General features: G+C 73.4%; 12 protein-coding genes. 5 read left to right on the top strand and 7 right to left on the bottom strand.

Features of this window, described 5'->3' with window-relative positions:
• Nucleotides 1-79 precede the first annotated feature (79 nt).
• A complete protein-coding gene (locus tag ACIBQ8_RS44475) occupies nt 80-934 on the top strand; it encodes an FRG domain-containing protein (RefSeq protein WP_397179161.1) in 855 nt (284 codons plus the stop codon).
• Between the two features lie 16 nt (nt 935-950).
• Here ACIBQ8_RS44475 and ACIBQ8_RS44470 read toward each other — a convergent pair whose 3' ends face one another.
• Together ACIBQ8_RS44470 and ACIBQ8_RS44465 are read right to left on the bottom strand one after the other, a co-directional pair.
• Nucleotides 951-1,340: an arsenate reductase family protein gene (locus ACIBQ8_RS44470; RefSeq protein ID WP_397195154.1), complete on the bottom strand. Its 390-nt coding sequence runs from the start codon at nt 1,338-1,340 to the stop codon at nt 951-953.
• Nucleotides 1,341-1,377: 37 nt separating this feature from the next.
• Nucleotides 1,378-2,115 carry a TetR/AcrR family transcriptional regulator gene (locus tag ACIBQ8_RS44465; protein ID WP_397179163.1) on the bottom strand — a complete coding sequence of 246 codons (738 nt, stop codon included), beginning with the start codon at nt 2,113-2,115 and terminating at the stop codon, nt 1,378-1,380.
• Nucleotides 2,116-2,234: 119 nt separating this feature from the next.
• Here ACIBQ8_RS44465 and ACIBQ8_RS44460 point away from each other — a divergent pair, with 119 nt between their 5' ends.
• The 4 genes from ACIBQ8_RS44460 to ACIBQ8_RS44445 all read left to right on the top strand — a co-directional run bounded on the left by ACIBQ8_RS44460 (nt 2,235) and on the right by ACIBQ8_RS44445 (nt 6,991).
• A complete protein-coding gene (locus ACIBQ8_RS44460; protein ID WP_397195153.1) occupies nt 2,235-3,692 on the top strand; it encodes an MFS transporter in 1,458 nt (485 codons plus the stop codon).
• 13 nt (nt 3,693-3,705) lie between these two features.
• The gene (locus ACIBQ8_RS44455; protein ID WP_397195152.1) at nt 3,706-4,887 is read left to right on the top strand and encodes a cytochrome P450; all 1,182 of its coding nucleotides are present in this window, start codon (nt 3,706-3,708) and stop codon (nt 4,885-4,887) included.
• A 69-nt stretch (nt 4,888-4,956) separates the two neighbouring features.
• Nucleotides 4,957-6,147 carry a 4-hydroxybenzoate 3-monooxygenase gene (locus ACIBQ8_RS44450; protein ID WP_397179166.1) on the top strand — a complete coding sequence of 397 codons (1,191 nt, stop codon included), beginning with the start codon at nt 4,957-4,959 and terminating at the stop codon, nt 6,145-6,147.
• Between the two features lie 40 nt (nt 6,148-6,187).
• Entirely contained in the window at nt 6,188-6,991 is an 804-nt protein-coding gene (locus ACIBQ8_RS44445) for an MBL fold metallo-hydrolase (RefSeq protein WP_397195151.1), read from the top strand.
• Here ACIBQ8_RS44445 and ACIBQ8_RS44440 read toward each other — a convergent pair whose 3' ends face one another.
• The 5 genes from ACIBQ8_RS44440 to ACIBQ8_RS44420 all read right to left on the bottom strand — a co-directional run bounded on the left by ACIBQ8_RS44440 (nt 6,992) and on the right by ACIBQ8_RS44420 (nt 20,422).
• Complete coding sequence (locus ACIBQ8_RS44440; protein ID WP_397155697.1) at nt 6,992-7,888, bottom strand: geranyl diphosphate 2-C-methyltransferase; 897 nt, start codon at nt 7,886-7,888, stop codon at nt 6,992-6,994. It abuts the gene before it with no gap.
• Entirely contained in the window at nt 7,885-9,000 is a 1,116-nt protein-coding gene (locus ACIBQ8_RS44435; protein ID WP_397195150.1) for a family 2 encapsulin nanocompartment cargo protein terpene cyclase, read from the bottom strand. The genes ACIBQ8_RS44440 and ACIBQ8_RS44435 overlap by 4 nt, the downstream gene beginning before the upstream one ends.
• A gap of 116 nt (nt 9,001-9,116) precedes the next feature.
• Nucleotides 9,117-9,668 (bottom strand): hypothetical protein, encoded by a 552-nt coding sequence (locus tag ACIBQ8_RS44430; RefSeq protein WP_397179169.1) that lies wholly within the window; start codon nt 9,666-9,668, stop codon nt 9,117-9,119.
• Nucleotides 9,661-10,185 (bottom strand): hypothetical protein, encoded by a 525-nt coding sequence (locus ACIBQ8_RS44425; RefSeq protein ID WP_397179170.1) that lies wholly within the window; start codon nt 10,183-10,185, stop codon nt 9,661-9,663. The genes ACIBQ8_RS44430 and ACIBQ8_RS44425 overlap by 8 nt, the downstream gene beginning before the upstream one ends.
• A gap of 46 nt (nt 10,186-10,231) precedes the next feature.
• Complete coding sequence (locus ACIBQ8_RS44420; RefSeq protein WP_397195149.1) at nt 10,232-20,422, bottom strand: hypothetical protein; 10,191 nt, start codon at nt 20,420-20,422, stop codon at nt 10,232-10,234.
• Nucleotides 20,423-20,424 lie beyond the last annotated feature (2 nt).

Raw genomic sequence — 20,424 nt, 5'->3', positions numbered from 1 at the left:
ACTTTAGGTCCTGGAGTCCACTCCACCTCAAGGGCTCGACGGCAGGTGTGACAGGGGCGGCCAGGGGCACCGGAGGCGCATGGGGATGGTGACGGTGTCGTCCTGGCGCGAGCTGGACGACGCGATCAGCGCGGCCGGCCACACCGAAGGCCCGGCCCACGCGCACTCGACGCTGGTCTTCCGTGGCCTGGCGAAGAGCACGTACTCGCACGTGCACAGCCTGGCGCGGCTGGCGGGCGACTACGCCACCCTAGAAACCCACTTGATACGAAATTTCAGAAAATATGCGCACAGGGCCGCCCCTGGCCCTTCTGTCTGGGACTGGCTGGCTCTCGGCCAGCACCACGGCCTGCCCACCCGCCTCCTGGACTGGACGTTCTCCCCACTGGTCGCGCTGCACTTCGCCACCGCGTCCTGGCCCGGCGACGACGCCGTGCTGCTGGCCGTCGACTGCGCGGGCGCGCACCGCCTGCTGCCCAGGCCGCTGCGCGAGGTGCTCGACGGCGAGGGCGCGCTGCTGTTCAGCACCGAGATGCTCGCCGAACGCGCCGCCGGTCTGGCCGGCTTCGACGCGCTCGGCCGCGACCGGCCGTTCGTCGCCTTCTTCGAGCCGCCGTCGCTGGACGAGCGCATGGTCAACCAGTCGTCGGTGCTGTCGGCGATGTCGGGGGCGACGTACCAGCTCGACGACTGGCTGGCCGAGCATCCCGGGCTGTGGCGCGGCTGGTCGATCCCGGCCGGGGTCAAGGTCGAGATCCGGCGGCGGCTCGACCAGGCCGGGATCACCGAGCGGGTGCTGCTGCCCGGCCTCGACGGACTGGCCGAGTGGCTGCGCCGCTACTACTCGCCGGGCAGCGTCGACGTGCCGGCCGGTGGCTCCAGCATGTCCGGGCCCGAGCGCCTCGGCCAGCAGGAGGGCCGCATGAACGACTGACCGCCGGGCCCGCCGCTCACCCGGGCAGCGTGCCGCGCACGGCGTCCTGGCCGGGCAGCGTGCCGCGCACGGCCTCCTCGGTGCGGCCGATCACGGTGCGCCCGTCGTCGGCGGTGATGATCGGCCGCTGGATCAGGATCGGGTGCGCCGACAGCGCGGCGATCCAGCGCTCGCGGGCGTCCAGGTCGCGCGGCCAGGCGTCGAGGCCCAGCTCGGCCGCGACAGGCTCGCCCGTACGGGTGATGTCCCACGGCTCCAGCCCGAGCCGCGCCAGGACGGCGCGCAGCTCGTCCGGCGACGGCGGGTCCTCCAGGTAGCGGCGGACCTTGTAGTCGGCCGACTCGGCGTCGAGGATCGACAGGGCCGAACGGCACTTGGAGCAGCCGGGGTTGATCCAGATTTCCATGACGCCGAGGCTCTCACGCCCGGACGCCCGGCGCGGGTCAGCCGGCCGACGAGTCGAGCCGGGCCTGCAGGCCGTCGAGCACCCGGTCGAGGCCGTAGCGGAAGTCCTCCTCCCGGACGCGCTCCGGGTCGTCGAACCCCTTGGCCTCGTACTCCGCCCGCATCCACGGGTGGTCCTCGAAGGCCTGCTCGGTGATCGGCCGGACGGCGTCGATCCACTCCTGCTCGGTACGGCCGCTGCGGGCCAGCGTCGACAGGTAGGCCGCCTCGCTGATGGCCACGCCGACCACGTACGCCAGCACGGTGTTGACCGCCCGGTCGGCCTCGCCGGGGACGAACCCGGCCGAGTGCGCCAGCGCCAGCAGGTCCTCCGAGCGCCGCATCACGTTGGGCCCCAGGTTGGTGAGCCCGACCTGGCCGAGCACGGACCCCATCCACGGGTGGCGCAGGATCACCGACCGCAGGCTGTGGGCCGACCCGGCGAGCCCGTCGCGCCAGCCGCCCGCCTCCTCGACCGACGGCACCCGCAGCTCGCCGTAGACCTCGTCGACGACCAGCTCGATCAGCTCGTCCTTGTTGGCGACGTGGCGGTAGAGGGAGGTCGCGCCCGCGTCGAGCCGGGTGCCGAGGCTGCGCATGCTCAGCGCCTCCAGCCCCTCCTCGTCGAGCAGCGCGACGGCCTCGGACACGATCCGGCCGAGGCTGAGCGCGGGCCGCTCCCGCTGCCGGCGCTGACGGACCCAGACCGAGGGGACAGGAGGCTGCGATGCTGGCATGACCCGACCCTAGCGCACGCTGTACGCATCAGCGAACACCTGCTTGCGTACATCTCTTTCGTATGCGTACAGTGTGCGCATTCCGAGAGCGACGTACGCAAGTCGAAGGGGAGAGACCCATGAACCGCCGCTGGTGGATCCTGGTGGTGTTGTGCCTCAGCGCATTGGTGCTGGTCGTGGACAACATGGTGCTGACGGTGGCGGTCCCGCCCCTGGCGGCCGACCTGGGCGCCGACGCCCAGGACCTGCAATGGATCCTCGACTCCTACATCCTGGTCTTCGCCGGCCTGCTGCTGACCGCGGGCAGCCTGTCCGACCGCTACGGCCGGCGCCGGGTGATGATCATCGGTCTGGCCCTCTTCGGCGCCGCGTCCCTGCTGGCCGCCTACGCCGCCGATCCGGCGCAGCTCGTGGCGGCCCGCGCCGCGATGGGCGTCGGCGGCGCACTGATCATGCCGAGCACGCTGTCGATCCTGATCACCGTGTTCGACGAGGCCGAGCGCCGCAAGGCGATGGCCGTCTGGAGCGCGGTGGCCATGATCGGCATGATCGGCGGCCCGGTCCTGGGCGGCGCGCTGATCGCCTGGTTCTGGTGGGGCGCGGTGTTCCTGATCAACGTGCCGGTCGCGCTGCTGGCCATCGTCGCCTCACTGCTGCTCATGCCCGAGTCGAAGGGCCCCTGGACGAAGCCCGACCCGCTGGGCGTGATCCTGTCGGCGACCGGCATGTCCGCCCTGGTGTGGACGATCATCGAGCTGCCGCACGGCGTGTCCTGGCCGGCCCTGGCCCTCACCGTGCTCTCCCTGGCCGGCTTCGTGATCTGGGAGCTGCGCACGCCGCATCCGATGGTCCCGCTCGCCCTGTTCCGCGACCGCACGTTCAGCGGCGGCAGCTTCTCCCTGACCCTCGTCCAGATCGGCAACGGCGGGCTGCTGCTGGTGCTCACCCAGTACCTGCAGTACGTGCTCGGCTACACGCCCACCGCGGCCGGGCTGGCGTTCCTGCCGATGGCGGTCGCCTCGCTGCTGTTCAACGGTCTGGGCGCGAGCCTCGGCGCCCGGCTCGGCAACCGTCCCATGATCGTCACCGGGCTGCTCGTCTGCGCCGCCGGGTTCGGCCTGCTCGCCACGGTCTCCGCCGGCAGCGGCATCCTCCTCACCGGCACGGCCCTGTTCGTGATGGGCGCGGGCGGCGGTCTGGCGATGCCCGCGGCCATCGCCGCGCTGATGGGCACCATCCCGCCCGAGCACGCCGGCGTCGGCTCGGCGCTCAACGACACCATCCAGCAGGCGGGCGCGGCGCTCGGCGTGGCCGTCCTCGGCAGCGTCCTGGCCGGGGCCTACACGCGGGGGATGCCGGCGGGCGCGCCCGAGGCGGCCCGGCGCTCGATCGGCGACGCGCTCGCGCTCGGCGACGCCGGTCTGGCCCAGGCGGCCCGCGAGGCGTTCACCTCGGCCATGTCGGCCGCCTTCGGGATCAGCGCGGCCGGGGTGGTCGCCGCCGCCGTCCTGGCGCTGGTCGTGATGCGCGGCGAACGCGAGCCGGCCCAGGAACCGTCCCTCACCGCGACCCACTGAAAGGAAGATCCTCATGAACGACGCCCCCGTCACGCTTCCCGTCACCCGCTCCGCGGGCTGCCCCTTCGACCCGCCCGCGGGCCTGGCGGAGCTGCGCGAGCAGGCGCCCGTCACCCCGCTGGCCTTCCCCGACGGCCACCGCGGCTGGCTGGTGACCGGCCACGCCGAGGTCAGGGCGGTGCTGGCGGACCGGCGGTTCAGCTCCCGCTACGAGTTCCTGCACCACCCGACGGCCGCGATGGGCCCGCTGCCGGCCGCCCCGCCCGGCGACCTCACCGGCCTCGACGCCCCCGAGCACACCCGCTACCGCAGGCTGCTCACCGGCAGGTTCACCGTCCGCAGGATGAACCTGCTCACCGAACGCGTACGCCAGATCACCGCCGACCACCTGGACGCCATGGAACGCCTCGGCCCGCCCGCCGACCTGGTACGCGTCTTCGCCCAGCCCATCCCCGCGCTGATGATCTGCGAGCTGCTGGGCGTCCCGTACGCCGACCGCGACAACTTCCAGCACCACGCCGCCGCGCTGACCGGGGTGGACACCGACGAGCAGGAGCAGTTCGCCGCCTACGGCGAGCTCCAGCGGTACATCGACGGCCTGGTCCAGGCCAAGCGCGACGAACCCGCCGACGACCTGCTCGGCGACCTGACCGCCACCGACCTCACCGACGAGGAGCTGGCCGGCGTCGGCACCTTCCTGCTGGCCGCCGGGCTCGACACCACCGCCAACATGCTCGCGCTCGGCACGTACGCGCTGCTCAGCGACCCCGCCCAGCTCGACGTGCTGCGGGCGGAGCCGGAGCGGGCGCCCCGGGCCGTGGAGGAGCTGCTGCGCCACCTCACCATCGCCCACACCGTCGTACGGGCCGCGCTGGAGGACGTCGAGCTGGCCGGCTGGCTGATCAGGGCCGGCGAGTCGGTCGTCGTGTCCCTGTCGGCCGCCAACCGCGACCCCCGCAGGTACGCCGACCCCGACCGCCTGGACCTGCGCCGCGACGCGACCGGCCACCTGTCCTTCGGCCACGGCATCCACCAGTGTCTCGGCCAGCAGCTCGCCCGGGTGGAGCTGCGCACGGCACTGCCCGCGCTCGTCACCCGCTTCCCCGGCCTGCGCCTGGCCGTCGCGCCCGAGGAGGTGCCGGTGCGCGCCGGCACCGACGTCCACGGGGTGCTCAGTCTCCCGGTGCGGTGGTGACCGCACGGACTATCATCGTGATCATCCTGGCCGGGTACCACTGCGCGTCACCGAGGCGAAAGGACCGCCATGTCCGGGGAGACCAGCAGGCGAGAGCAGACCGAGGTCGTCGTCATCGGAGCCGGTCCGGCCGGGCTGACCCTGGCGAGCCTGCTCCGCCAGGCCGGCGTCGGGTGCGTGGTGCTCGAACGGCAGAGCCGCCCCTACGTCGAGCAGCGCCAGCGCGCGGGCATCCTCGACCACCACGGCGCCCGCGTCTTCGAGGAGTGGGGCCTGGCCGACGCCGTCCTGGCGGGCATGCCGCAGGAGACCAGGTTCGAGTTCCGCGTCGACGGCGAGCGGCGCTTCCTCGACGTCCCCGCGATCACCGAGGGCAGGACGGGCCGGCTCGTGCCGCAGCAGGTGCTCGTCGGCAGGCTGCTGGCACGGCTCCTTGAATCCGGCGGCGACCTGCGGTTCGAGGCGGCCGAGGTGACCCCGCGCGGCGTGGACGGGCCCGCGCCGGCGGTCACCTACCGCGACGCGGGCGGCGTCACCCACGAGATCGCCTGCTCCTACGTCGCCGGCTGCGACGGCCATCACGGCGTCAGCCGGGCCGGCGTGCCCGCGCACGCCCTCACCACCTACTCCCACGACTACGGCATCGGCTGGCTGACGGTGCTCGCCGACGTCCCGCCGCCGGGCTACCCGCTCATGGCGATCACGGCCCACGGGTTCGCCGCCCACTTCCCGCGCGGCCCGCGGGCCAGCCGCTTCTACCTCCAGTGCACCCCCGACGCCACCGCCGCCGACTGGCCCGACGAGCGGATCTGGGCCCAGTTGCGGCTGCGCCTGGCCGACGACGGCCTGCCCGACGGCCCGATCGGGGAGAAGGCGTTCGTCGAGATGCGCAGCCACGTCGTCGACCCGATGCGCTACGGCCGGCTCTTCCTGGTCGGCGACGCGGCCCACATCATCACGCCCATGGGCGGCAAGGGCATGAACCTGGCGGTGGCCGACGCCGACGTGCTGGCCCGCGCGCTGCGCGCCGCCCTGCGCGAGGGCGACGAGGAGCCGCTGGCCGCCTACTCCGCCACCTGCCTGGAACGGGTGTGGCGGCACCAGGAGTTCTCCCGCTGGATGACGGAGATGACCCACGAGGCCGGCGACGAGACGCTGGCCGGGCCGTTCCGCCGCCGGCTGGCCAGGGCGCGGCTCGACCGGCTGTTCACCTCGGGCCCGGCGGCCCGCGCCTTCGGCGACATGATGGCGGGCGGCTGAAGTTGACTTGAACCGCGGTTCAAGTACGACGATCGTCCCCATGAGGATTCATCACCTGAACTGCGGATCCGTACGGACGATCGAAGCCACCTACGACGGCCCGCCCGCCACCCCCGCCGTGAACCACTGCCTGCTGGTGGAGACCCCGGCCGACGGGCTCGTGCTGGTCGAGACCGGGCTCGGGCTCGGCGACGTGCGCGACCCGGCCGGCACGCTGGGCGCCGACTGGGTGGCCATGGCCGAGCCCGCACTGGACGAGGAGGAGACCGCCGTACGCCAGGTCGCCCGGCTCGGCTACCGCCCGGACGACGTGCGCCACGTCATCGTCACCCACCTCGACGTCGACCACTGCGGCGGGCTGCCCGACTTCCCCGGCGCGCGGGTGCACCTGCTGGCCGCCGAGCTGGAGGCGGCGCTGGCCGAGGCCCCGAGCTACCGCTACCGCCCGGCCCACTGGGCGCACGGCCCCGACTGGGTCACCTACACCCCGGAGGCGAACGACGACTGGTTCGGCTTCGCCTCGATCAAGCTCGACGGCCTGCCCGAGGACATCAGGCTGGTCCCCCTCGGCGGGCACACCGCCGGGCACACCGGCGTCGCCGTCCGCGACGGGGACCGCTGGCTCCTGCACTGCGGCGACGCCTACTACTACCACCGCGAGCTCCGGCAGGACCCGCATCCGCACCCGCTGATGGACGTCGTGCAGACCCGCTCCGAGGTCCATCACGACCTGCGGCTCGGCACCCAGGCCCGGCTGCGGGAGCTGGTGCGGGACCACGGCGACCAGGTGAGCGTCTTCTCGGCCCACGACCCGTGGGAGCTGGCCGCCGCGGTGGCCGGTTGATCAGACGCGGTCGGCCGCGATGAGCAGGTACTGGAAGCTGCCGTTCTTGTAGGCGTCGAGGAAGGACTGCTCGATGCCCGTGGCCAGGTGGGTGCGGGCGCGCAGCTCCCAGTACGGGATCGTGGCCGCCGTCAGGTCGACGACGCTGACCGGGACCAGCCGGTTGGCCGCCATCTGCTCGAAGTACGTGCTGCGGGGGTGGATGTCGCAGATGTAGTGGGCGTTGATCTGGCTGACCGCCCGGGACGGCAGGCCGTAGGCGTCGTTGTAGCAGCCGGTGACGCAGACGTACCGGCCGCCCCGGCGCAGCAGCCGGGCGTGCTCGGCGAACAGCAGGGACAGCTCGACGTACATGGTGCTCTCGTTGTTCCAGCTCGCCTGGAACGATCCAGTCTCGAAGCCGGTCTCCAGCATGTTGCGGAAGTGGAAGCGCACCTTGTCGTCGACGCCGCGCTTCTTGGCCTGGTCGTTGGCGAAGGCGACCTGCGACTCGGAGATGGACACGCCGTCGACCTCGCAGCCGTACCGCATGTTGACCAGGAGGCTGCTGCCGCCGCGGCCGGAGCCGGCGTCGAGCACCCGGTGGTGGGGTTCGAGCGGGCCGAGATGGCTGATCAGCAGGTCGGCCTGGGCGGTCTCCAGGCGGTGGAGCTCCTTGACGATGCGGTCCTCGCGGGTGTCCTCGGGGCCGTCGAGTACCGTCCAGTTCACCTCGCCGATGCCGTAGTGGTGGTGGTACAGGCCGTCGACGTCGCCCAGGCGCAGGTTGACCGGGTTCTTCTCGGCGTTCCAGTAGCTGGCGACGGAGTGCTGGTAGTGGCTCGTGAGGACGGGGGACTGGGTGTTGACGGTCACCTGGGAAGAGCTCCTTTCCGGCCGGGGGCGGCCGGTCGTCATGAGTGGTAGCGGCTGCTGCTGCCGTGCCATTCGAGGCAACCGGCCATCCAGCCCTGGGCGCCGCGCAGGAATCGCTGCAGTTCCACGGACGGAACGGCGGCGAGCTCGCGCTGGCTGGTCTCGAAGCCTTTGACGAAGTCGTTGTGCAGCGCGACGGCGCGTTCGGTGGCCTCGCGCGCGGAGCACTTCTCCTCACCCGCGATGAGCAGGACGACGTTGGAGTCGGGCAGCTCGTCGGCCGCCTCCCGCGCGACCGAGTGGAGGTCGTTGACGATGACGCTGGCCGTGCCGGCCTGCATGAGCGCGGTGTGGAAGCGCCGGTCGTAGAACAGGTTGGCGGGCAGCTCGTAGGCGGCGACGACGTCGATGAGGGTCATGGAGGTGTAGAAGCTGTCGTGCTGCCGGGCCGCGAGGTAGCGCCAGACGGGCGGCGGGGTCTCCAGGTAGCGCCAGGCGGCGTAGGCGGTCCAGCTCACGTACATCTGGAAGGTGGTGTTGCAGGCCCGCATGACCTGCGACGGGGTGCCGTGGCGGGACAGGTGGCCGGTGGCCGAGCGCAGGGCGACCAGCACGGGGTCGGCCTCGATCGCCGCTTCGAGCTGCTCGGTGTACACGCCGGCGGGCGGGGGCGGGTCCATGGCCGACATGACGAGCGCCAGGCGCGGCGGCAGCTCCGTCGGGCTCGCGCCGAGGTCGGTCTCGTCGGCGTAGTAGTCGTCGGCCGCCCACCAGGCGGTGTTCAGCTGCGCCGCGATCAGCAGCAGGTCGGGGTCGTCGCTGTCGGGGTGGGCGAGCATCGCCAGCCGGCCGAACCCGGTGGCGGCGAACTCGTCCATCCGCCCGGCGTGCAGGCCCACCTTCTCGGCCCACGCCACGAGCCGCCGGTCGACCTCCGCGCCGAGCGCCGGGTCGTCGCGGACCGTCTCGGGGCAGTAGAGCGGCGGGTAGGAGCCGTCGCCCCACTCCCGCTCGACGTAGGGGACGGGCGCCGGGAGCTGCCGCGGCGCGGGGACCGGCGCGGGGATCGATGCGGGGGGTGGAAGGTGGAGCGCGGAGGTTCCGAGGCCGGTGGGGCCGGTCGGGAGCCGCGGGACCGCGGCGTGCTGGGGCATGGCGCGCCTTCCCTGAGGAGGAGCAGGACATTACCGAAAGTAGTTATTCAGCTACTAAAAGTAGAGTAGCCAATCGGTAATGAGAGCCTTACCCTCCGGGAGGCGCACTCTGCCGGTCAGGGCCTTGCGTGCAGGCTTTCGAAGTCTTCGAGGCTCTTGCGGTAGAAGGCCAGGTCGTCCTCCAGCTTCGCCCGGGTCAGGCGCTGCGGCTCGCTCTCGCGCACGGTCCTGCCCAGGTCGCTCCAGAAGGCGTCGGGCGGCAGCTCGGCGGCCCCCGGCGGGAAGAACTTCAGCGCCTCGGCCAAGGCGTCGGCGGCGAAGCGCCAGCCGGTCGCCACGGCGTCGTACTGCTCGGGGGAGGCCGGGCCGGCGGCGTAGAACAGGCCCTCCTCCAGGGCGCGGCTCGCGTACGTGGTGGCGATCAGCACCCACTGGCCGGGGTCGAGCAGCTCCGACAGGCCGGTGCCGAACGTCGCGCCGGTCTCCCTGGCCCCGCGCTCGGCCTCGACGGGGACCTCGACCTCCACGTCGCCGAGCCGCACCCGCAGGCTCTCGGCGTCCTGGGTGACGGTGGCGCCGCGCGAGGCGCCCGGCGTGCCGGAGTGGGCCACCAGGTCGATGTAGACGTACGCCTCGACGAGCGAGCGGCCCAGACCCTGCTCAGGCATACTCACCCGCCAGCGACTGGTAGGTGTCGCGGACGACCAGCAGCCGGTCGAGCTGGAACCTGCCGGGCTCGGCCGCCCGCACCCCCTGCCCGCGTTCGGACCAGAACCCGTCGTCGGGAACCGCGTCCGCGCCCGCCGGCACGAACTTGACGACCTCCTCCACCGCCGCGGCGGCGATCCTCAGCGTGCGCAGGGCCTCGGCCCGGTCGGCCACCGGCACGTCGCTCGCCGTCAGGTCGGCCACCCACAACCACTCGCCCGCGTCGAGCAGCTCCGACGGCTCGGGGCCGCCGAACGTCGGGAACCCGGCGGGCATCACCGGACGCTCCGGCAGCCCGAACACGAACTCGCGCGGCGTGCCGCACTCCTCGCACGAGCCGAAGTAGCGGTTGACCAGCTCGCCCTCGACGTCGACCAGCCCGTTGCGCCAGGTCGTGTCGGTGGACCCGCAGGCGCAGGGGTTGAGGTCGAGGTAGAGATGCGCCTCGTCCCTCGTCCGCGCCACCGCGAAAGTCATAGCCGTCCTCTCCTCGGGGTTCTCATGATGCCCGACGTCCCGCCTGTCACACCGCCACCGCCTCGGGATCCGGCGTCACCGGCGGGGTGTCGTTCAGCCGGAGGCCGCACACGCACGGGCCGTCGTCCGGGCACACGCACTCCGCCTCGGGCCGGTGCCAGCCGGTCGCGTTCGCCAGCACGCGGATCCGGTCCAGCAGGGCGGGCAGGTCGCGGGGGCGGCGGCCGTCCGCCAGGGTGGCCAGCTCGGTGGCCACCTGCGGCGGGAGCAGCCGCAGGATCTCCGGGCGGGCCTCGGTGACCAGGTCGAACAGCACGCCGAGGCGGCCCGGACGCTGCCTGGTGTTGGCCACGCGGGCCTGGCGCACGGCCTCGTGCAGCTCGGCCAGCTCCTGGCTGTCGGCGGGCGGCAGGCCCAGCGCGCGGGCGACGGCGGCGGCGGCCGTCCCTGCGGCGGCCCGCTCGTTCGCGCCGACCGTGCGGGCCGGGTCCACGTCGAAGGTCAGCACGCCGGGGTCGGGCTCGCCGGATCCGGGCCGCCGGACGTCCACGGTGATGGGCGCCCGGCCGGGCAGCACGATGTCGAGCAGGCCGGGGCCGTGGATCACGGCGCGCCCGCCCATGAGGGCGGCGGCCCGTGCGACGGCTCCGGCGGCGGCCGTCTCGGGGAGCGTCGCGTGGCCGCGGATCGCCGTGACGTGCGCGGGCGTGAGGTCGCCCGAGCGGGACAGCTCCGCCAGCCTGGACGGCGCGCCCTGGTGGTCGCCGGTCAGCCCCAGCCGCCGGGCCTCCTCCTGGAGCGCCGCCCGTTCGGCGCGCGAGCGGGTCGGGCCCGCCTCGGCGACCGCCCGCGCCAGCCCGCGCAGCCGGGCCAGCGCCGCCGCCTCGGCCGGTCCGGGCCGCCCGCCCTCGGCGGGACGGTTCTGCGCCGGACGGCCGGTGGCCGGGTCGCCCGCGAGCGTGGCGGCATGGGCCGCGACGTGCTCGGCCACGGCCGTCGCGGCCCGGGAGCCGGCGTCGGCGGGCACCCGCAGCGTCAGGTGGCCGGGAGCGCTCGACTCGACGGTCACCCCGGTCGCGCCGGGCGCGGCCTCGGCCAGCGTCAGCGTGAACTCGCCGCCGGGGGCGGTCACCGTGAACGTGTCCGCCGGCCCCGCGTGCGGGGTCGCGCCGTTGACGGCGCCCGGCGTGATGGCGGGCACGCCGGCGATCTCGGCCAGCTTGCCCAGGCCGGGCGGCGAGGTGTCCAGGCCGGTTGCTGAGCCGCCGCTGAGCAGGCGGGCGATCCGGCTCTGCGGCTCGGCGGCGACCGGCGCGCGCGGCCCGGTGCCCCACGGCGGGGCCGGCGGGGTGTGGCCGCGCCGGCGGATGTCCTCGGCGACGGCGTCGATCGCCGCCGCCAGGCGCTCGCGCCGGGCCGGGTCGGTGGTGGCGTGCCACTTGTCGGACAGGTGGGCGTGCTCGTCCATGCGGGGGAGCAGGCACAGGTCGGTGCCCTCGGTCTGCTCGCCCTGCGGCGACGTCCTGAGCACGCCCTGCGGCATGCCGGCGGCCGCCGCGGTCGCCGTCTGGACGACGTGCGAGAGGTCGTGGACCAGGACCGACGACACCAGGTCCGGGTGCACGCGCCCCCAGATCCGCAGCAGGTGCGGCTCCTCGGCGGTGCCCGCGCGCGGCACGGTGACCGCGTTCAGGCCCTCGCCCGGCTCCCCGACCTCCACGCGGACGTGCTGGTCAGGCGCGCCGGGCACCTGGACGGTCAGGACGTCGCCCCCGGTCCAGCCCACGTGGGCGGCGGCGCCGCCGAGGTCGACGGCGGACAGGGGCTGGCCGCGCAGCTCGTCCAGGCTCAGGTCGGGAACCCCTTCGGGGCGGGCCGACCTGCTGAACGGCGTGTTCTCGATCGCGGGGGACGGCATCCCGGCGGCCGGCGTCACGCCCTGCGCCACGCTGCCGCCCACCGGGTTCGTGTGCTCGGCGGCAGCGGCGGGGGCGGGGGCGGGGGCGGGCCAGGCGGGCGGCGGGGCGGGCGCGGGGAGGGCGTCGAGGGCGGCGAGCGCGGCCTGGACCTGCTCGGTGAATGTGCCCTCCGTGCTCGGGTTCATGTAGACGTCGCGCAGGTTCAGCCCGGCGCCGGCGGCCGCGTCCAGCAGGTCGGGCGCCAGGCCCGCGAACGCGTCGGCGTAGCCGCCGTCGGCCGTCTCGCTGTACACGGAGCCGTCCGGCAGGACGCGGTAGCGGTGCAGGCCGTCGGCCTCCCGGACCGCCACCCTGGCCACCTCGCCGCGGTCGCGGGCGGCCAGGCGGGCCTCCTGGAGGGTCTGGATCGGGTTCTGGTTGTCGGAGGCGGGCACGAAGGTGAACGTCGCGGGCGGCGGGCCGCCGGGGCGCGGCGGCCCGAGCCGTACGCCCGCCGCCATGCGCTCGCGCAGCTCCTCGATCTCCTCCCCGAACATGACCACGTCCACCTCGCCGGTCGATGCGCCCGGCAGGTGCACGGGGTCGCCGACCGGGTGCTCGTTGCCGTCGCGCAGCCGCGCCATGTACTGGAAGTCGAGGTCGTAGTCCACCCGCAGACGTACGGTGTAGAGCTTGCCCTTCTCGAACATGCTGCGCTCGCGGCGCGCCCCGTGGTGGTCGCTGACGTTCTCGGACGTCTGCTCGCCGCCCTTGACGCCGCCGTTCACCCCGGTCGACTTGTCCGACCCCTTGACGCCCCAGCCCACCGGGGTCGTGTGCCCGCGGGAGACGGTCACGTTCTGGGCGTCGGCCTGCCGGTCGACCTGCCCCTTCTCCCCGTCGTACGGCCCGGCCACGATCGTCAGGTCGGACGTGCGGGCGTGGACGGTGACCGTCGCGCCCTGGTCCTTGAACTTCTGCCTGGACACCGGGACGAGCGGCTCGCCGGCGGGGTCCGTCATCCGTTCGAACGCGGTCAGCAGCGCCGACGGCGCCAGCCGCCTGATCAGCTCGGGACGGCGTTCCTGGACCGCCGCCGCGCCCAGCATCTTGGTGAGCTGGGCGGTGACGACCTCGTACAGGCTGGGCTTGGCCGGGTCCTCCCGCAACGCCTGCGTGAAGAAGCCGGGGTGCAGCTCGGCCTGCCGGGGGTCGGTGTTCCTGACGACCGGCCCCGGATCCTCGGCGACAGGCCTGGTCATGCCGGTCGGGACGCGCCGCACCAGCGTGGCGTTGTAGACGACCGGCGGCGTGGCGCGCGGCCTGCGCCGGAGCCTGTCGGCGGTCTTCTTGGCGCCGGCCGGGATCCTGCCTCCCCGTACGGGACGGCGCTCCACCTCGATGACGACCCGCATCTGCTGCTCCACCTGGGTCAGCCCGTTGAACAGGCCGATCCGCTGCAACCGCGTGTTCTGGTGGTTGGTGGAGCCGGAGTACCCGCGTCCGCGGTCGGTGGACAGGCCGCCGCCCTGGCCGCCGGCCGGATCGCCGGTGCTCGAATCCAGGCCGGCCGAATAGGACCCGTTGTACGACTCCGAATGCGTCTGGTCGGTGTACCGGTAGTGCTGGACGATCAGACCGGCCTGCGACGTCTGGCTGAGGAGCCTGGCCGTGCGCGGGTCGCCGACGGGTTCCAGGCGTACCCTGACCGTCACCTCCTCGGCCTGCGTCACCTGCGCGCCCTGCTGGACGTGGTAGCTGCGTTCGAAGCCCCGCGACGACCACATGTCGGTGACGTGGATCACCGCGGCGTCCTCGGAGAAGTCGACGTTCAGCTCTTCGCCGAGGGTGGTGCTCTCCTCCAGCGCCCCGGGCACGGCGTCCTGCACGGCGCTCCGGACCGCGTCGATCACGTCGACCGGGTTGCCGTTCTCGTCCGTCAGGGTCAGCGACTCGGTCGCGCTCGCGCCCACCGACTGGTCGTACGGCGGTGCGAGCACCACGTCCCTGGAGCGTTCGAGCTGCTGGGCGGCGTCGTCCAGGGCCTGGTCGAGCTTCTCCTGCGGGCTTCCCGGGGCGGGGGAGCCGAGCCCGGCGACCTCCTTGAGCTTGGTCAGCAGGGCCTGCGGGGTATGGCGCTCGGTGTACTCGTTGGTGACCCCCGACTGCGCCATGTCCTTGACGTAGCGCTGCACCAGCGGGACCGCGATGCTCCGGTCGAGGGCCAGGCTGCCGTTGAGGAACCGCTCGACCGCGTCGCCGACCAGGTGGAGCGGCAGGTCGAGGTCGCCTTCCCCGTACATCAGCAGCGCGTCGTCCTCGGCGACGGCGAACAGCGCGGTGCCGGAGACGGTCTGCGTCCTGGGCCCGCTGACGGGGATGCGCTCGCCGGTCGGCACCCCGTGCTCGGCGCTCTCGGAGCCGGTGAGGGTGAGATCGACGGTGCTGCGCAGCATGTAGTGGCGGCCATACTTGATCACCAGTTCCTCGCTGCCCCAGATGTCCAGGAGCGAGGTGGACTCGGACGTGCCGCCGGACCGGGAGGGCAGCGAGAGCGAGCCGCCGTCGCTGGTCGTGCCGCCGTCGTCGAGGTCGGAGGCGCTCGTCGACATCCCCGCGGACAAACCGGACGAGCCGCCCCACGAGATCCCCGCGCTGCCGAGCCCGAATTTGATCTTGCCGGTGACGGGGTCGAAGAGGCCCAGCACCTCGGTCTCGCCGATCTCGCCGGACACCGACAGCGACGAGCGCGTGGGGCCGCCGTTCGGCCGGATCGCGCCGTCCGTGGTGAACGGTCGGTTCAGCAGCTTCGGATGGGCGACCAGGTTGCGCACGTTCAGGAACGTCATGAGGTGCTGGAGGGCCACGGAGTCGGCGGTCGTGCCGCGTGGCAGCACCTGGCGGGCCGCGTCCAGGGGACGGCCCACGTCCACGTGCAGCACCTGTGCGATGGACCTGAGCTTCGGGGTCATCCGCCCGATCGGCGTGGGCGGCGTCTCCTTCGTCGACGGGAGCAGGTCGGCGGCGAAGACGAGCCGGGCCGAGCCCTCGGTGGTCGCGATCGTCGTCGTCGTGCCGTTGTGCAGCAGGTCGGCGGTCATGCGGTGGCCCAGCTTCAAGATCGCGACCGGGCCGCTGCTCTCCTCCAGGGTCACGATGTTGGTCGTGCCGCCGGCGCTGGAGCCCGCCGTACGGGTGCGGTTGCCGCCGCCGTTGACGCCGACCTCGTGCGTGAGGCCGTCCTGACCCTTGTTCGGGCCGTCGCTCTCGCTGACCGACGCGCCGCCGCTGTACGTCCTGGACCTGCTGATGCCGCGGGCCGAGGTGTCGGAGCCGATGTCGAGGTTGACCACCGTCTGGGTGTCGGTGTGCCCGACGTAGGTCACGTCGTCGAAGTCCTGCTGCAGCGACAGGTGCAGCATGTAGTGCTCGGGGGCGGCGTTGAGACCGTGCAGCGTCAGGTCGAGGACGATGCCGTCCTGAGCCAGGGAGTCGTAGGCGGCGCGGATCCGCTGCTCCGACAGTTGCTCCATGAGCTCCTGCCGGTTGAGGATCTGGCTGGCGCGGGCGAGATCGTTGGTGGCGTACTCCGGCACGCCGTTCACGACCTTGGGGATGACCCCCCGCTTGGCCAGCTCCTCCAGGACCTTCTCCCGGAATTCCGCCAGCCCCTCGATCTCCTCCACCAGCGCCGGGCCCGCGCCGCGCATCTTCCCCGGCCCCTCGCCCAGCCATACGGGCAGCTCCGGCTTGCGGCCGGGCGGCGGGGCGGGGTTGGGGTCGCCGCGCAGGACCGGCACGCCGTTGGCGTCGGTGACCGGCTGTCCGTTCTTGCGGACCAGCGCGGCGCTGTCCACGGGCAGGCCGAAATCGAAGGCGGCCTTCTCGCGCATGTCGGCCAGCGCCGTGCTGCGCACCGGCGTCAACGTGACGGGCGGCTCGCCGAACCGCTCCACGGTGAACGTGGTGACCACCACGAGCCGGTAGCTCTGCATGGGGTGGGTCATGCGGCGCACGCTGGGGTGGATCGCCTGCTTGTTGGCCGTGGCCGAGTACGACCGCGACGCCCCTCTCGCCCCGTTGGCCTTGGGGCCGATCTTGGGCTGGTACCCGCCGAGATCCACGGCCGCCAGCCCGGGGGCGTTGAACCCGGCCGAGGCGCTGCCTTCGAGCGAGGCGCCCGAGGACGCGCTCGCGGGTGTCGCGACGAAGTCGACCAGCACCTCCTCCTCCCACTCCTCGGAGGTCGAGCCGCCGACCGGCTCGGAGAGCTCCACCACGACCCGGCTCTCGGCGCGTACCCGGACCTGCGGCTCGCCGTTCTTGGTGAAGACGCGCTCCAGCCCCTCGTTGACCGCGGTCCGCAGGCTGTGGGGCAGGTTGTGGGTGACGAACCCGCGCAGCGCGTCGCGGGCCGAGGTGCCGATCTCGGCGTAGTCGCCGCCGAGCACGTCCGCGAGCATGTCGACGGCGCCTTCCAGGTCGCTCATGCTCTGGACGACGACGTTGGGCATCTCCTTGCGGCGCTTGGCCCTGTCGATCCACTCCAGCCTGCGCGGCGGCTGGTCGGTGGCGGAGTGCGAGAACCACAACCGCTGGCTCGAAGAGTCACCGGGAGCGCCGGAGTCGACCGTGACGGTGCCCCGCCAGTTCTCCTCCTGGCCGGTGCGGATCTCGGCCGTCCAGGTGGCGGCGGCGTCGAACAGCAGCGACTCGCTCCGGTTGTCGGTGACCGAGCCCGTCTGGGCGAACATGCCGGCTCCGCCGCCGTTCGACCAGTTGCGCCCGATCGAGGCGCCGATGCCGACGCCCAACAGCTCGGTCATCATCCGCGTCGCGGTGTCCTCGGGCAGGAACTGGGCCAGGACGCTGGTGTCGAAGCCCATCGACAGCCCGCCGCTGCCCGCCTGGGTGACCGAGGCCGTACGGCCGGCCTGGTGGAACAGGCCCACCATCATCTCCGACCCCTTGATGGCCGGATCGAGCACCTCGACCAGGTCGGCGAGCGTCAGCTTGATGCGCACCTCGGCCGCCTTGCCGTGCTGCCCCACCTGCACGACGAGGCCGTCGGCGGAGACGGCCTTGTGGAAGTCCGCCCGGATCGCCCTCTCCAGCTCGTGCGTCGTGAACCTGTGGCCGATGCCGTTGTCGGCCAGCAGGTCGTTGACGGCGGTGGTGAGGGCGGACACGTGGGCCAGCCGGCCCGTCGGCTGGGCCGCGGCCAGGTTGATCTCCTGGGGCAACGCGGCGGCCAGCGCGTCCAGGTACGCGGCGTGCTGCCGCAGGACCTGGTTGGCCAGCCGCTCGGCGACGGGCCGCATGCCGACCGGCCCGGCGGGCGCGCTCGGGTTCTCGATCTCGTTCAACGCCGTGAGCAGCTGCTCGTACGTCTTCCGGGTCCGGGTCGCCTCGCGCAGCGCGACCTCGTACGCGTCGGCGATCCTGGTGTGCCGTTCCCGGGTGGCGCGATGGGTGCGGCTCTCCGCCCGCGCCTTGCGCGCTCGCTCCGCGTGGCCCTGGTCGTGCTGCCTGTCGGCCTTCCGCGCCTCCTGCCGCGACTTGCGGATCGCCTCCTTGGCCTCCTCGGCGCTCTTCCGCTTGGCGTCGATCTGCTCCTGCATCGCCGCCTCGGCCCGCTTGAGCGCGTCGATGACGGCCGGCAGCTCCTCGCGCGCCGGGCGGCCCTGCGGCAGCGGCGGCGCGTGCGTGGGCCGGGACCCCGGCTTGGGGGCCCACGGCGGCAGCGGCGGGGTGTGGCCGCGATCGCTGAGCTGGCGGGACACGCCGTCGATGTCGAGGGCGAGCAGCCGCTGCTCCTGCGGCGTCGGCGCGGCCTGCCACTGCTCGGCCAGGAACGCCAGCTCGTTGAGCTGGGCCTGGGCGCACATGTCCTGCGTGGGCTCGCTGGTCGCCGGCTTGCGGCGCAGGAAGCCGCGCCGCTCGGGGGCGGTGTCCTCCTGGAGCTTCTGCAGGGTGTCGGTGATCTCGTGCAGCCAGACCCGGGAGACCTGGCTCGGGTTCATGCCGGGGGCGAAGTGCACGACGTGGGCGTTCTGGGCGTCCTCGCCGGTCGAGAGCTCGGTCTCGCCCATGAGCCCCTCGGTCATCTCGCCGATGACCGGGCGGAAGTGGTGGGTGCCGTTGTTCCTGGTCCGGACGACGAGCGTGCCGTCGGCCGACCAGGTGATGTCCTCGACGTCCTGGTTGAGGAAGTGGGACGTCCGCAGCGCGTCGGCGCCCGCCTCGACCTCGTCGGGCTGCAACGAGGTGCCCGGCCGGGCGTCGGGGACGTGCCGGGTGCCCGGGACGGGCCTGGACGTGACCGTGCCCGGCCTGCTCGTGGCGGGCTGCCGGGTCTCGCCCGTCTCCTGGGCCAGCAGCACCAGCGCGGTGGCCTCGGCCTGCAGCTCGTCGGCGTCGGTGACCTCGTCGGCGCGGGTGTCCAGGGCGGCGCGCACGCGTCTCATGGTGGCGGCGCGGATCACCCGTACGGTGCCGTCGGGGTAGGGGATGAGGAGGTCGCCGTTCGGGCCGACGACCGCGCCGGGGAAGTCCACGGCGAGCGAGTTCATCAGCGCGTTACGGGCCCGGACGGTCGCCAGGACGGGCGTGGGCGGCGGCGCGTCGTCGGGGGCGGCGGCCGACGTGGTGGCGGGGGTGTCGTCGTTCTGCGGGGCGGCCGCCTGCTGCTGGTCGCCCTGCTGCGCGGTCGGCCCCTGCCGGTTGTCCTGCTGCGGGTTCTGCTGGGTGTCGGGCTGGGCGTCCTGCTGGGCCGCCGGGGCGGGCTGGGCGTCCTGCCGGGGGGCCGGTCGCCGCTGGTCGTCCTGCCGGGTGTCCTGGGAGTCGTCCTGGGACCGGGAGTCGTCCTGGGAGTCGTCCTGGGTCTGAGGGGCGGCGGTCTGCGGGGCCGGGGCGGAGCTGCTCTTCGCCTTCGGGTCCGGGGTCTGCGGCGTCGTGTCGGTGTTCGCCGCGGCGTCGTCGGCGGTGTCGTCGGTCGAGTCCTCGTTCGTCTCGGCCCGGGGCTCGCGGTCGGTGTTCTGGCGGTCGTCCCGCGAGGTGGAGCCGCGGCGCGGGCCGGCGTCGGAGTCGGGGGCGGAGGTGGCCGGCGTGCCGCGCCTGACGTCGTCGTTCTGGCTGGAGGAGGGCGCCGCCCCGGTGGACACGACGGGCCCGCCGCCCGACGGGGCCGGCCCGCCGGCCGGCGGGTTCCCGACCCCGGCGCTGGGGTCGCCGCCACCCGCGCGGGCCGCGTCGGTACGGGCCGCGCTGTCGTAGGCCGAGGCCAGGGCGGTGACCGGGTTGGCCAGCGTGGTGTACACCTCGGGGTTGAACGGGCTGATCGACCCGGTACGCCCCGCGCCGCCCATGAAGCCGCCCAGGATGGAGTCGGTCGTGAACGGGTTGTCCCACTGGCCGTACACCAGGCCGTTGGCGAAGAAGCTGCCGACCGGGGAGGCGATCGTGTTGGTCAGGCCGGTGGTCATCGCGCGGCCGGGGAAGCCGGGCATGTGCCGGGTGAGGCGGGAGATGGGCCCGGACAGCGCGGTGCCGGCGAGCGCGCCGCCGCCGGCGCCGATGATCGCCGCCTGGGACTTCTTCCAGTCCCATTCCTTCCTGGTGCCCATCTGGATCTGCTGGTACTGGGCGGCGGCGTCGATGAAGAACTCCTCACCGATCTCCTCGACCAGCTCCTTGCCGATCGCGGAGCCGAGCAGCCGGGCGATGAGGCCGCGCCCGGTGGCGCCGCTGAGCGCGGTCACCCGGGCCAGCTTGCCGGCGCCCACCTCCCTGGCGCCGATCATGGCGAGCCGGACCAGGATCCGGCTGATCGCCGCGCGGCCCGCGGCCGCGTACGGCCCGATGATCGCCGTCGAGGCGCCGGCGCTGAAGAAGGCGACGAAGAGCGCGATGGCGATGGCGACGACCGTGACCCAGAACGCCACGTTGACGGACAGCTTGGAGTACTGGGTCTCGACCGCGAAGTTCTCCGACTGGCCCAGGTAGTCCTGCGACTTGCCGGCCGTGCCCGCCATGCCGGCCCCGTGGCCGTACAGGTACTTGGCGCGGGAGACGAAGTCGGCGCTGGCGGGCGAGGACCAGCCGGTCGCCACGGTGCGCACGGCCGAGCCGGCGCGCGGCGCGGTGGCGATCGCCCCGGCGGCGAGCGCGTGGTAGGCATGGGCGAGCTTGGACATCCCGCTCTCGCTCGCCTCCGGCCACTTCTGACCGGCCGACAACATCGGGATCAACCAGTTGGTCACCCAGTCGGGCAGCACCTCGGTCTCCCAGACCGGCTCCACGTCCCGGTCGATGCGGACCGGGGGCTGGACGGTGGGCACAC

This window comes from Nonomuraea sp. NPDC049646, assembly GCF_044465525.1.
Lineage (GTDB): Bacteria > Actinomycetota > Actinomycetes > Streptosporangiales > Streptosporangiaceae > Nonomuraea.
Note: the sequence above shows the minus strand (reverse complement) of the source record. Positions and strands in the feature narration are given on the sequence as shown.